The sequence below is a fragment of the Streptomyces sp. CAU 1734 genome (assembly GCF_039888735.1).
Taxonomy (GTDB): Bacteria; Actinomycetota; Actinomycetes; order Streptomycetales; family Streptomycetaceae; genus Streptomyces.
In genome coordinates this window covers 33583-46613 of sequence record NZ_JBDQQP010000011.1, presented here as the reverse complement: position 1 = coordinate 46613, position 13031 = coordinate 33583, and the positions used below count along the sequence as shown (strand labels likewise).

9 protein-coding genes are annotated in these 13031 nt (G+C 73.0%); 2 read left to right on the top strand and 7 right to left on the bottom strand.

The genetic code is table 11. From position 1 onward, the window contains the following. Nucleotides 1-79 precede the first annotated feature (79 nt). From AAFN69_RS21695 to AAFN69_RS21675, 5 genes are all read right to left on the bottom strand, one after another. A complete protein-coding gene (locus AAFN69_RS21695) occupies nucleotides 80-1039 on the bottom strand; it encodes an endonuclease/exonuclease/phosphatase family protein (protein WP_347730300.1) in 960 nt (319 codons plus the stop codon). Next, complete coding sequence (locus AAFN69_RS21690; RefSeq protein WP_347730299.1) at nucleotides 1036-1938, bottom strand: D-alanyl-D-alanine carboxypeptidase; 903 nt, start codon at nucleotides 1936-1938, stop codon at nucleotides 1036-1038. Before AAFN69_RS21690 ends, AAFN69_RS21695 begins: the two co-directional genes overlap by 4 nt. 243 nt (nucleotides 1939-2181) lie before the next feature. Further along, complete coding sequence (locus AAFN69_RS21685) at nucleotides 2182-3420, bottom strand: HAMP domain-containing sensor histidine kinase (protein WP_347730298.1); 1239 nt, start codon at nucleotides 3418-3420, stop codon at nucleotides 2182-2184. Between the two features lie 5 nt (nucleotides 3421-3425). Next, entirely contained in the window at nucleotides 3426-4169 is a 744-nt protein-coding gene (gene cseB, locus AAFN69_RS21680; RefSeq protein WP_347730512.1) for a two-component system response regulator CseB, read from the bottom strand. 294 nt (nucleotides 4170-4463) lie between these two features. Further along, nucleotides 4464-7223 (bottom strand): hypothetical protein, encoded by a 2760-nt coding sequence (locus tag AAFN69_RS21675; RefSeq protein WP_347730297.1) that lies wholly within the window; start codon nucleotides 7221-7223, stop codon nucleotides 4464-4466. A 479-nt stretch (nucleotides 7224-7702) separates the two neighbouring features. Between AAFN69_RS21675 and AAFN69_RS21670 the strand changes: the two genes are divergently transcribed. Then, nucleotides 7703-8749: an aspartate-semialdehyde dehydrogenase gene (locus AAFN69_RS21670; protein WP_347730296.1), complete on the top strand. Its 1047-nt coding sequence runs from the start codon at nucleotides 7703-7705 to the stop codon at nucleotides 8747-8749. After that, the gene (locus tag AAFN69_RS21665; RefSeq protein ID WP_347730295.1) at nucleotides 8746-9870 is read left to right on the top strand and encodes an aspartate kinase; all 1125 of its coding nucleotides are present in this window, start codon (nucleotides 8746-8748) and stop codon (nucleotides 9868-9870) included. The genes AAFN69_RS21670 and AAFN69_RS21665 overlap by 4 nt, the downstream gene beginning before the upstream one ends. 132 nt (nucleotides 9871-10002) lie before the next feature. Here AAFN69_RS21665 and AAFN69_RS21660 read toward each other — a convergent pair whose 3' ends face one another. Both AAFN69_RS21660 and AAFN69_RS21655 read right to left on the bottom strand, forming a co-directional pair. Beyond that, a complete protein-coding gene (locus AAFN69_RS21660) occupies nucleotides 10003-10914 on the bottom strand; it encodes a LysR family transcriptional regulator (protein WP_347730294.1) in 912 nt (303 codons plus the stop codon). A 211-nt stretch (nucleotides 10915-11125) separates the two neighbouring features. Next, on the bottom strand, nucleotides 11126-12973 hold the full coding sequence (locus tag AAFN69_RS21655; protein ID WP_347730293.1) for a siderophore-interacting protein: 1848 nt from the start codon (nucleotides 12971-12973) through the stop codon (nucleotides 11126-11128). Nucleotides 12974-13031 lie beyond the last annotated feature (58 nt).

The window sequence follows — 13031 nt, the reverse complement described above, 5'->3', positions numbered from 1 at the left end:
CCACCGCGGCGCACGAGGTGTGTGACCGTGGCCGCGGGACGGGCGGCCGGCAAATCCCGCTCGCCTCGGGGACATCCCGTCAGAAGCTGAAGGACGCGGACACCGGAAGGTGGTCGCTCCCCGTGGCCGGGAGGGTGTGGGCGGAGGTCGGGTGGAGGCCGCGGGAGAGGATGTGGTCGATGCGGGCCAGGGGGAAGCGGGCGGGCCAGCTGAAGCCGAAGCCGGAGCCCGCGGTGTCCTGGGCGGAGGTCATTCCGCGGCGGAGGGCGGACAGGCCGCGGTCGTGGGGGGTGCCGTTGAAGTCGCCGACCACGAGGGTTCTCGGGGTGCGGTCGCGCTTGACCGCCTCCGTGAGCAGGTGGGCGGCGGCGTCGCGCCGGCTCGTGGTGAAGCCGGATTCCGGGGTGACGCGGACCGAGGCCAGGTGGGCGACGAAGACGGTGACGGGGCCCTTCGGGGTGGTGAGGGTGGCGCGCAGGGCGCGGGGCCACGGCATGATGTCGACGGGGGCCGCGGCGGTCATCTCGTAGGTGCTCCACAGGCCCACTCCGCCCTGGACCGTGTGATGCCGGTAGCGGGGCGGAAGTGCCCGGTGGAAGGTGTCCTTCGCCTCGGGGGAGAGTTCCTGGACCGCGATGATCTGGGCGCCCGTGCCGGCGAGTGCGCGGGCGGCGGCGGCCGGATCCCGGTTGTGCGCGCCGATGTTGTGGCTCACGACGGTCAGCTCCCCGGCCCTGTCGCGCTTGTCGGTCAGGGAGTTCCCGAACAGGGCGAGCCAGGTCAGGGAGGGGAGAAGTACGGCGGCCAGGGCCAGCGGGGAGCGGCGGAGCAGGGCGATCAGGAGCAGCGGGACGATCGCCAGCGCCGACCAGGGCAGAAAGGTCTCGATCAGGCTGCCGCTGTTCCGCTCGCCGTTGGGGAGCAGGGGGTGGGCGAGCAGGGCGGCGGCGTACAGGACGCAGGCCGCGGCGGGCCATTTGCCCCGGCTCCAGTCGACGCGGCGGGGTGCGGGGGCGGCGGCGGGCGCGGTGTTGGTCATCGGCGGGCGGCGGTGACGAGACGCTCGGTGGCGTCGTAGGCGGCGTCGAGTCCCTCGGCGGGGGTGGTGTTCGGCCTCTGGTGGAGTACGACGCCGAGGATCGTGCCGCGTTCGGCGGTCGCGGCCCACATCAGGGCGCCGCCGGCGGGGGTGCTCGATCCGGTCTTGATGCCGATGACGCCGTGGGTGCCGAGGAGCTTGTTGGTGTTGGTGACGGTGCCCGTGACGCCGCCGGCGTCGACCTGGCGGGTGGCGACGATCGACCGGAAGACCGGGTCGCGCATGGCCTCGCGGGCGAGCTTCAGCTGGTCCCCGGAGGTGCTGGTGGTGGTGGGTTCGAAGCCGCTCGGGCCGGTGTAGCTGGTGCGCTTCATCGTGAGCTTCGCCGCGGCGCGGTTCATCTTCGCGACGAAGGCGCTCTCGCTGCCCGCGTCCCAGCGGGCCAGCAGCCGGGCGATGTTGTTGCCGGAGGGGAGCAGCAGCAGCTCCAGCAGCCTGCGCTGGCTGAGCCGCTGCCCCGCCTCGACGCGGGCGGTCGACTCCACGAGGGAGGCGGATTCGTCCTGGGCCTGCTGGTCGACGGTGATGAGCGGGCCGGACTCGCCCTCGCGCAGCGGGTGGCCGGTGAGGATGACATGGGCGGTCATGACCTTGGTGACACTGGCGATGGGTACGGGGGTCTGCTCACCGCTCGTTCCCGTCCGGCCGCTTCCCGTGTCGAGCACACTCGCCTGGCCGCTCTCCGGCCACGGCAGCGACAGCTGCCCGGTGATGGAGGCGGGTGCCTCGCTGTGCCGGCCGTCCGGTCCCGTCTCCGCGCTGACGAGCCGGCCGCCGAGGGCCGCGACGATCAGTGCCGTCACCGTGCCCCAGAGCACCGTGGCGGGGACGCGTGTCACCGGGCGCCGGGTGGGGGGCGGGATGTGAGGGGCCGGGGCCCGACCGGATGAGGGAGCGTGATCGGACGGGATGACGTGCATGGCTGCCTCCGGGGGCTGACGGGCGCGAATGCGCATGTCAGCCACCCTGCGAGGGCGGTGTGTCCGGGTCACGGAGGCGGGTTGTCGGCAAGCGCTCGGCTCTGTGTCCGCCGTGTATCGGTCCGTGGGGTGTCGGGCGTGGGGAGCCGGGCGCGTGGGGTGTCAGTCCGCGAGGGGGTCCGGCTCGGGGAGGCGCAGGACGGCGACCGCTCCGCCGTCCGGCGCGTTGGCGAAGGTGAGCGCCGCGCCGATGACCCCGGCCTGGCCCAGGGCGATGGTCAGGCCCAGGCCGTGGCCGTGGCCGCGCTCCGAGGCGCCGGTGACGAATCGCCGGGGGCCGTCCGCCAGCAGCGATGCGGGGAAGCCGGGGCCGTGGTCGCGCACCGTCACGGTGGCGCCGTCCACCCGGACCTCGACCGGGAGGCCGCCGTGGCGGTGCGCGTTGAGCACGAGATTGGCGATGATGCGGTCCAGGCGGCGGGGGTCGGTCGGGAGCCGCCGGTTGTCGGCCACCACGATGCCGGTCGGCTGTCCGGTCCGGGCCACCGATGCCTCGACGACGCTGCCCACCGGCACCGGCCGTGTGTCGGCCGCCTCGGCGCCCGCGTCCAGCCGGGAGATCTCCAGCAGGTCCTCGACCAGTCCGCGCAGCACGCGGACCCTGTCCCGTACCAGCTCGGTCGCCCGGCCCTCGGGGAGCAGTTCGGTGGAGGTGACCAGGCCCATCAGCGGGGTCCGCAGCTCATGGGCGACATCGGCGGTGAACCGCTGTTCATTGCGGAGCCGCTCCTGGAGGTTGTGCGCCATCGAGTCGATGGCGCCGGCGATCTCGGTGATCTCGTCGCCGGCCCGTCCGGCCGCTCCGGTGCGGGTGTCCAGTTCGCCGCCGGCGATGCGCCGGGCGGTGCGCGCCACCCGGCGGAGCCGGCGGCTGAGGAGTTCGGTGAGGAGGAAGGAGACGGGGACGATCACGGCGAGGGTGGCCGCCGAGATCTTGATGGTGGTGCGGTTCAGGGCGGCCAGATTCCGCTCGGCGGAGCCCATGTCCACATGGGCGGTGAGCACCAGGTCGTCCACGGGCTGCGCGGCCCACATCCAGGGGCCGTGCCGGCTCTCCGTGTCGTAGAAGGTGACCGGCTTCCGGGTGCCCTCCACCAGGCGGACCAGTCCGGGCGGCATCTCGGCCGGGTTGGTCACCACATCGTTGAGCCAGCCGTTCGCCTTGTACGCCCGCACCACCTTGCGGAGCTCGTACAGGGCATGGCTCTCACCATTGACGAAGTTGCGGTCCTCGGTGGACCGGTGCACGAGACCGCCGATGACCAGCGCCACCGCACAGGACGCGGCGATCACCAGGGCGGCGATCTGCCAGCGCAGTGATCTCCAGTTCCATACGCTCATCGCCGTCAGCGCCGCAGCTTGTAGCCGAAGCCGCGGACGGTCTCGACACGGTCCGGGCCGATCTTCCGGCGGAGCCGCTGCACACAGAGGTCGACGACCCGGCTGTCGCCGTCCCATCCGTAGTCCCAGACATTGCGCAGCAGTGTCTGCCGGTCCAGCACGATTCCGGGGTGGGCGGCGAACTCCAGCAGCAGCCGGAGTTCGGTGGGCGCGAGGGCGACGGGTTCACCGCCTCGGCGCACCTCAAGACCTCGGGTGTCCACCGTCAGATCGCCGAAGACGAGCAGGTCACGGGGTGGGGCCGGGGCGTGGTCGGAGGGGCCGGGGGAATCGGCGGAGTCGGGGGTGAAGGTGGTGCGGCGGAGCAGCGCGCGGATCCGGGCCACCAGTACGGGGGTGTCCACCGGTTTCACCACATAGTCGTCGGCGCCCGCCTCCAGGCCGGAGACCACGTCCAGGGAGTCACCGCGCGCGGACATCATCAGGACGGGGGCCAGGCTGCTCTCCCGTACTCTCCGGCAGAGGCCGATGCCGTCCAGCTCCGGCAGCATCACATCGAGCAGCAGCAGATCCGGCTGGTGTTCCCGGAACATCTCCAGCCCGGTGAGGCCGTCGGCGGCCGACCGTACGACGTAGCCGTAGCGTTCCAGGGCCATCGACACCGCCGTACGGATCACCTCGTCGTCCTCCACCAGGAGGATGAGGGGGATGCGCCCCGGCTGCCCGGTGCCGTCCGGGGAATCCGGCACGGTCCCCTGCTGCGATTGTGCGGTCACTCCGGGCCTCTCCACCTACGACGACGCTGTTCACCGGCTTCCATACTGCCTGGCCGGAGCCCTGCCGCGGGCATGCGGGCCCGCCGGGCCCACTCTCCGGCAGGCAGACGTCGGTACGGCGTAGGGCGTGTATCAATCCTGTATTGCGCCGCGGGCGGCATGCCGATGGCACCGGTCCCGCTGCGGGGCCGGTGCCATCGGATGGTGCGGTCGGGCGATCAGCGCGGTCGGACGGGTCAGTGCGGTCGGGCGATCAGCGCGGGGGTGTCAGCGCCGGGGCGCGTCCGTGACCTTCCCCGTGAGGATCGGGCCCTCCAGCCATTCGTTGTTGTCGAGGATGTGCATCTGTGCCCGCACCGACTCCTCCGGCTCGGTGACCGTGTCGGTGATCGTGGGAATGGACACCCGAGTGCTCGTCTCCCCCTCGGGCACGACGGGCCAGAGGAAGTAGTTGTCCCGGGAGAGCGGCTGCTCCGGGTCGGCGGGCAGACCGAACTGGTCGGCGAGCCACTGCGGGTCGACGTCCTTCGTGGACAGTTCGGCGCCCCCGGTCACCGGCAGCAGCCCGAGCGGCGTCTCGATGGTGGTGTCGGCAGGCTCGGAGAGCCGGATCGTCCAGCTGACCGGTGTGCCCTCGGTGACCGATTCGGCGACCGGGGTCGCGGTGATCGTGGGCATGGGGTCGTCGTTCCGCACGACCAGACCGCCGAGGGCGCCGCCGACCGCTGTGCCGCGGACGGCCTTGGCCGCGACCGTGTGGTCGGCGTCGGTGTCGTAGCGGGTGTTGCCCTCGACCGTGACCGATACGTCCACCGGGCGGCCGGCCTTCACCTTCACGGTGCGGACCGTGGACTTGTGGGTCTCCGGGTCGCGTACGGCGAGTTTGATCACGCCGGTGCCCTTGCCGGTGGCCCGGACGGTCACCCGGTGGGTACGGGTGCCGGAGTCGCCTTCCTCGGTCCTGAGCGTGCCGATGTCGACGCGCGGGAGGGGGAGGGGGCGGACCGCCGGGGTGCCGGCGCGCCAGCCCCAGGCGTCCATCAGCCAGAACTCGCCGGCGCCGCCGCGCGGAGTGAGCTCGACCGACGTGAGCCGGGCCAGATCGAGACCGGCGGCGGCCTTCAGCGGTACGCGGAGCTCACGCGCCCACTCCGCGGTGGTCGAGTCGGAGCCGGGGAGGCCGTCGGCGGTGACCCGGCCGAGCTTCGCCCGCTTGCCGGAGGTGTCGGTGAGGGTGACGTCGAGCCGGGTGCCCCGGGTGTTCGGCGGCACGACGACCCGCAGGGCGAGCGCGTCGGAGCCCGCCAGCGAGAAGGCGCGGCCGGGGGTCAGCCGGACCGGGGTGCCGGGCTTGGTCCAGCGGGCCGTGACCGCGTTGCGGCCCGGCTCGTCGTCGGCCGCCTGCCAGACCGCGAAGTGCGGGGAGGCGCCGATGGGGGATTCCGGACGGCAGGCGAGGGCGGCGCTCGTGGTGACCTGGCGGCAGACGCGCCCGTTCGTCACGGAGAGCGGCGCGTCGGGGAGGATCGCCGGGGTGCGCGCGCCGCCGACGGCGTGGGTCAGCACCCGGGCGGGTCCGGCCGAGGGCGCGCGCCGGCCGGAGCCGTCGAGCAGCGGGCGGACCCGGTCGTCGCCCGCGAGGAAGAGGCGTGCGGCGGCGGCGATGTAGGTGGTGCCCGCCGTCTGCTGCTGCTTGGCGCTCAGCCGGTGCCCGGCGGTGGGCCCGCAGACCGGGCTCGCGTCGTCCCAGACGTCGTCGGCGGCCGGGGCCTCGGCCTGGCCGGGTGTCCACTCGGTGTTGAAGTAGTTGTGGTTGGCGCCGACCATGTAGACGGAGCTGTGCAGTGCGGTGCCCCGGCCGACGCCCCGGGTGCCGTCGATGTAGACCTGCCCCTGAAGATCGCTCACATCGCCGTCACACCCCGGCAGAATGGTCATGGAGGGCACGTCGGGCGCGGGGTTCTGGCCGAAGATCGTGGGTCCGATCAGTACGGTGCCGCGGATCCGCCAGTCGACCCGGCCCCGGTAGCCGTCCTCGGCGGGCGGGGGCGGTGAGACGCTGTCGAGTGCCGCCCGGTTGACGCCCTCGCCGCCCCGGGAGTGGCCGACCAGGAGCACCTTGGAGAGGTCGGCGGGGTCCACCGCGCGCACGGCCGCGGGGGCCTTCGCGGGCTTCGCGCCCCACTGGGCCCACTGGGCGAGGTGGCGGCGCACCAGGGACGAACGGGCCTGCGCACCGGCGTCGGCGGCCTCGTGGTCCTGGGCGTTGACGCCGTTGGCGGAGATCGAGATCGTCACATAACCCTGGGACGCCAGGCGCTTCTGGTCGTGCAGATAGCCCCGGTGGCTCGGTATCTCCTTCTGGCCCGGCGCGCAGGGCCACGCCATCGCGGGGCTCCGCTCGGCGGGCTCGTAACAGGTGGAGTGGCGGCCGTGGAGGAAGAGGGCCAGTGGCCGCTTGCCCGGCGCGTTCACCGGTCCGACGACCGTGGCGCGCATCTCCACCGGGTGCGCGAAGCCCGGCAGCGCGACCGGCTTCAGCCCGTACTCACCGGTGGTGGTGCGGTACTTCCCGGCGATGCCGGGGTCGACCTGGTTGGCGGGGAGCGGGGCCTCGGGCGCCGCCGCGCCGCGCGAGCGCCGCTCGGTGGATGACCGGTCGGCTCCCGCCGCGTCCAGCGGACGCGATCCGGCGAGGACCCGGAGTTCGCTCGCCGGTCCGATCAGCGCCCGGTCGATGGGGAGCCGGAAGGTGCGGTGGTCGTCGGAGGGCTTCGGGAATCCCAGGCTCCGCTCCCCCGAACGGAACTCGACCAGGGCGCTGCCCGTGCCCACGGGCTCGGGCGAGCTCCAGACCAGGGCGCCGCCGGCGATGCGCCACCCCTTCGGCAGCTGCTCCCCGAGCGTGCCCGGGGCCGAGCCGGGTATGGGCTCGGCGGCCGGTCGCGCATGCGCCGGCCCCGGCGCACTCGCGGCCAGCGCCACGGCCGCCAGGGCGGCCGTCAGTGCGCGTGAGACCTGTCTCACGATGGTGTCTCCTCGTCATCGGTCATGCTTCAGCGCCCCGGGAGCCCCAGGGGCACCCCCCGCAACAGCAGAGATGCTGACGTGCCGTCACGGGTTGTTCCGGCCGCGGAATCTGACAGGAATCTGACAAGGGGTGCACAGGCCGGGGAGCGAGCGAGGCCGGGCCGGGGCCGGACTCGCCGGTCGCGGGCGAGTGCGCGGCCGACGGGTGAGCGGCCTCGCGGTCCCCGCGCGGTCCCACCTCGCCCTCGGCCGGTGCGCGCTCCGGCTCCTGTCCATCGAACGAATCGATGCGGCTCATCGGCAGCGTGCCCCAGCGGCTCATGGACCGGCCGTCCCCCGGAGCCATAGCTTTTTTCCACCACGAACCCCTCCGGAGCCCTCCCGACGCGGGATATACGTCATGCCCATGCCAGCTCATGGCCGGGCCGGCACCGCGCCGGTGTCACCCCACCGCCCACGACCCCCGGAGTGACGCGATGACCCTCACCACCGACCCCGCGGCCCCCCGCGTCGCCCTGGTCGGCGCCACCGGCGTGATCGGCACCACCCTCATCCGGCTCATCGAGGAGCGCCGATTCCGCCACCGCGCCCTCCATCTGCTCGCCTCCGACCGCTCCGCGGGCCGCGAACTGACCGTCGAGGGCCGCCCCCACCCGGTCCGGGATCTCGCGGACTTCGACTTCTCCCGGGTCGACATCGCCTTCTTCGCGGCCGGCGACGACATCAGCCGCAAGTACGTCCCCACCGCGACCGCCGCCGGCGCCCTGGTGATCGACAGCACCAGCGCCTTCCGCATGGACCCCGCCACCCCGCTGGTCGTCCCCCAGGTCAATGCCCATGTGCTCGGCCGCCGGCCGGCGAGCGGCATCGTCGCCGCCCCCGCCAGCCCCACCGTGCCGCTGGTCCGGCTGCTCGGCACGGTGGAGCGGAGATGGGGCATCCGGCAGGTGGTGGTGAGCACCTATCAGGCGGCCTCCGACCGGGGCCACTCCGGCACCGCTGAGCTCTACGCGGCCGGCAGCGCCACCCTCGCCGATCCGGACGACCTCGGCCCGGCACAGGAGTTCACCCCCTCCCTGGCCTTCAACGTGATCCCCTTCATCGGCACCCCGCTCGATTCCGGATTCACCTCGGAGGAACAGCGGATGCGCCAGGAGACCCGGAAGATCCTGAGCCTGCCGCATCTGGATGTGACCGCCACCTGTGTCCGGGTGCCGGTCGCCCACGGCCACTCCGAGACCGCCTGGATCGAGTGCGCCGCCCCGGTCGAACGCGATGAGCTCATCGAGCGGCTGACCGAGCTCCCCGAGGTCACCGTGCACGACCGGATCGCCCCGAACGCCTTCCCGACCCCGCGCACCGTCACCTCCCGGCCCGACCATGTCCATGTCGGCCGGATCCGGGTCTCCGAGACCAATCCGCGCGGCTTCTGGCTCTGGGTGGTGGCCGACAACACCCGGGTCGGCGGGGCGCTCAACGCCCTCCAGATCGCCGAGGCGATGACGCTGCGGGGCACGCTGTGACCCTCGCCGGAGCAGCCCGGCGGCCCGCCGTGGTGAAGTTCGGCGGTTCCGCCTTCCGGACCCCGGAGGCGTACGGATTGCTGGCCCGCGCCCTCTCCGACCGGATCGCGGCGGACGGACGCCGGCTGATCGTGGTGGCCGGCGCCCGGCCCGGGGAGACCGAGGCGCTGCGGGAGCGGCTGTACGCGGTCCATCCGCATCCGGCGGACGCCTTGGGCGCCGGGCTGCTCACCCTCGCGGAAACCATCAGCGCCCAGTTGCTGGCCGCCGCCCTCCAGCGGGCCGGCCGCAGCTCCACCGTGCTCGCCGGACACCGGATCGGGCTGACCACCACCAGCACCTTTCTCCGCGCCCGGCTGGAGAACATCGACCCCGGGCCGCCGGCCGACGCGCTGGCGGAGTACGAGACCGTGGTCGTACCCGGCGGGCAGGCGGTCGACGCGGAGCTGCGGCCCACCTCACTGGGGAGGAACAGCGCCGATCTGACGGCGGTCGCGATGGCCGCGGCCGTCGGCGCGGACCGCTGCGAGATCCACTCCGGTGTCGACGGTGTCCGCAGCGCCGACCCCCGTCTCGTCGCCGGCACCCGGCTGCTGCCCGATCTCTCGTACGCCACCGCGGCGCTGATGTCCCTGCACGGTGCGGCGGTGCTGCACCGCCGGGCGGTACGTCTCGCCGGGCAGCACCGCATCACCATCGTCCACCGGCTCAACCGGGCGCCGTTCCCGGTCGGCACCACCGTCGGGGAGACCGGCGCGGAGGCCGCGGCGGTGATCGTCAACCGGCGTTCGGTGGTGCTCCGGTACACCGATGACGCGGCGGCCGACCGGGCGCATCTCACCTTCGGCTCCGAGGGGGTGGACACCGTACGGCTGGAGGACGGGCCGCGGGTGGCGGTGATCGGCGGCCATCCCGACCTCGACGGCTTCCGGACCCGGCACGGACTGCCCCCCGCGCACCGGGACGGGGTGCCGGTCACCGAGGTCTCCGGCGGCCGGGCCCTGGTCCATGTGGCGCCGGACGAGGCCGGGGCCGTACGGCTGGCGCAGGAGCTGCACGAACCGCTCACCGCCGGGAACGGACCCCGGCTCACATCGGTCCGACCGCACCGGAGGGAGTGAATGGCCCGTGCGACGGAATACGGCGGAATTCGGCGGAACATTCCTGTCGACCGTTTTCCGCTCGGCCGTTTCCGCGCGGATCAATTCACCGGGTGCGTTCGCCGGACCCATTCACCGGGTTCGTTCAACGCGTCACGCGGGTCTGCTCAACTGCTGTTCCTCGCCGATCAGCCGCATCGTCTCGTCGATGAACAGCCTCATCTCCGGTGAGACCCGCTTGCCGCGCCGCCAGGCGAGCTGGGTGTACACGGCGAACGGCGGATCCCACGGAAGCGCCGCCAGCCGGCCCGACGCGAGCTCGTCGGCGACCGCGACCCGGGGCAGCAGACTGACGCCGAGCCCGCCGATCGCGCCCCGCTTGATGGCCTCGACCGTCCCGAACTCCAGAAAGGTCACCGGCTCCCCGGACGCCGTCCGGAGCACGTCCTCGAAGAGATCGCGGTACGAGCAGCCCGGCTCGGCCGCCAGGACGGTGGCCTCCCGCAGTCCGCCGAGAGTGATCTCCCGGACCCCGGCCATCGGGTGCTCCGGCGCCGCCACCAGCACCAATGACTCGCGCGAGAGGACTTCGGTGTGCACGCCCTCGTGCTCGGTCGCGGCCTCGGTCAGAAAGCCGATGTCACAGCTCCCCCGCCGCAGCTCACGACAGGTCTCCGCGCACCCACCGGGCCGCAGCCGCAGCCGGATCCCCGGATACCGGTGGTGGAAGAACTCCAGCAGCGGCGGCAGCCGATAGGAGGTGATGCTCTCCATGGTGCCGATCGTGAGCGTCCCGGACGCGCCGGCGCCGATGCCCGGCACCGCCGTCCGCGCCTCCTCGGCCAGCTCGATGATCCGCTCGGCGTACGGGACGAGCCGCCGGCCCGCCTCGGTGAGCTTGATCCGGCCGCCGAGACGGTCGAAGAGCTCGGTGTGCAATGACGCCTCAAGCGCTCGAATCTGACTCGTGACACTGGATTGCGCATAGTTCAGTTCGACCGCGGCCCGAGTGAAACTCAAGTCTTTCGCGACTTGACGGAAGGTGACCAGCTGTCGGAATTCCACTGTTCCTCCGGAGGGTGGCCGTCATGGAGCGCCAGCCAATTCTGCATCGCCGAATGGCCGTCGGTGGAGATGCGGTACGCGGCGATCCGGAGGGGATCACGCCATAGGGAACATTCCCCCCGAAGCGGTCTGTGATTCCCAGCACGTCCCGGAGCGGGCCGGTGGCCGCCGACGGCATGGCGGCGGCCACCGGCCCGGAAGCGGCTTCGCCTCAGGGGGCCGTACGGGGCGCGGGGCCGAGCACCCAGAGCCGGTGGTCCCAGCCGATGTCCCGGCACTCGCGCGCGACCAGACCGGCGCGCTCGGCCAGCGCCCCGATGTGCTCGGCCGACCGGACCCCGGAGCCGAAGGCGCACTTGAGCCGCAGATGGTGCAGGGTCGCGTCGACATCGTCGGTGTCCGCCGCGGTGACCTGCTCCACCATGATCAGCTCGCCGCCGGCGGGCAGCGCGCCGGCCGTCTCCGCCAGAGCCAGTACGGCGTCCTCGTCGGGCAGCCAGTCGAGCAGATGCGAGACGAGCACCCGCGCGCCGCCGCGCGGCACCGGGCCGCTCTGCGGCACCAGCTCGACCCGGGGCAGTACATCGGTGTCCAGGATGCCCTCCTCCAGCGCCCGCAGCGCCGACGGCATCGCCCCGATCCGTACCCGCAGCTCCGGGAACTCCTTGACCAGGGCGTTCACCACGGTGCCCACACCGTGACCGGCCGCGGTCAGCTCGGTCACCGATGACCAGTCGTAGCCGCCGGCCACTCCGGGCGCGATCCAGCGGGCCTCCTCCTCGATCGCGGCACGGGCCGCGCCGCCGAGCCGGGCGTCGTCCCGCATGGCCTCGGCCAGCGGCTGCCCCGCGAGGGTGCGGTAACCCGCGTCGCCGGTGCGGACCGTGTGCAGCAGTCCGGCGAGCGAGAGATCGAACGCCGCCTGCGCGCCGCCGAGGTCGTACTCCTCGGCCGAGTGGTCGTCCTCCACCAGCTCCTCGCTGATGGCGGTGAGGAGATAGCCCTCCTCGTCGGCGGCGAAGATGTCGATGGCCACCAGATAGGACATCAGCGCGGCGAGCGTCTCCGGGTCGGCGCCGCTGCGCAGGGCGAGTTCGTCCGGATCGCGCACGCCGGAGTGGACCAGATCCACCAGGCCGAGGGTGACGGCGGTGCGGATCGCGTACGCCGGTGCCAGATCGGTGAGCTCGTGCAGCCGGTCGTGGGCGTCGTCCTCGTCGTCGGCCCCGGCACCGGCGGCGCCGTGCGCGGTGTGCGGTGTGTACTTCCAGTACCCGGTGATGTGGGTGTGGTCGCGCGGCACCTGGCGGTCGGCGCTCAGATGGCGGCGGATCCCCTTGAGCACGCCCGCCTCGCCCGCCGCCCAGACGAAGGCGGTGCCCGGCAGCCACTCCATGCCGCGTACCGCGTCCTCCAGCAGGGTGGTGGTGCCCGCCGGGGCGCCGGCGCGGGAGAGCCAGGTGATCTCGGCGTCCGCGGCGGTCGGCAGGGGCTGGCGGTGACTGTCCTCGCCGACCTCGATGAACACCCGCGCCCGGGTGCCGGCGGGCATCTCCGCCAGCCAGCGGCCGATCGCGGGAAGCGCGGTCTCGTCACCGATCACCAGCAGCCAGTCGACGCCCTCGGGGTGACTGTGCGACATCTTCGGCCCGGCGATCCAGGTGACCTCGCCGGGCTCGGCCCGCTCCGCCCACGACGAGGCGATGCCGCCCTCGTGGCGTACGAAGTCGAAGTCGATCTCGCCGGCCTCCGGGTCGAACCGCACCGGGGTGTAGTCCTTGGCGATCGGCCGGGCGTCCTCCGGCCAGTCCAGGCTGCTGACGTTCTGGCCCGGGAGGACCGGCGGGTTGTCGCCCTCGGCGAAGAAGAACTTCACATGGTCGTCGAAGCCGTCCGTGCGCAGGGCGGGCAGGTCGTGACCGTTGTTCCGGAAGGCGTGCAGCTGCGGGCCGCCGAGGGTGACGCGCCGCATTCCCGGGGTCACATCGGTGACGCGCAGCACCGTCAGCTCCCTGAGCACGATGGGGAAGGTGACTACCGAACGGGGACTGCGGGACATCGCTGCGGCTCCTTGGTAGGGGTGGGGTCCCGTCAGGCTAGAGGCGCGGAGGGGTGCC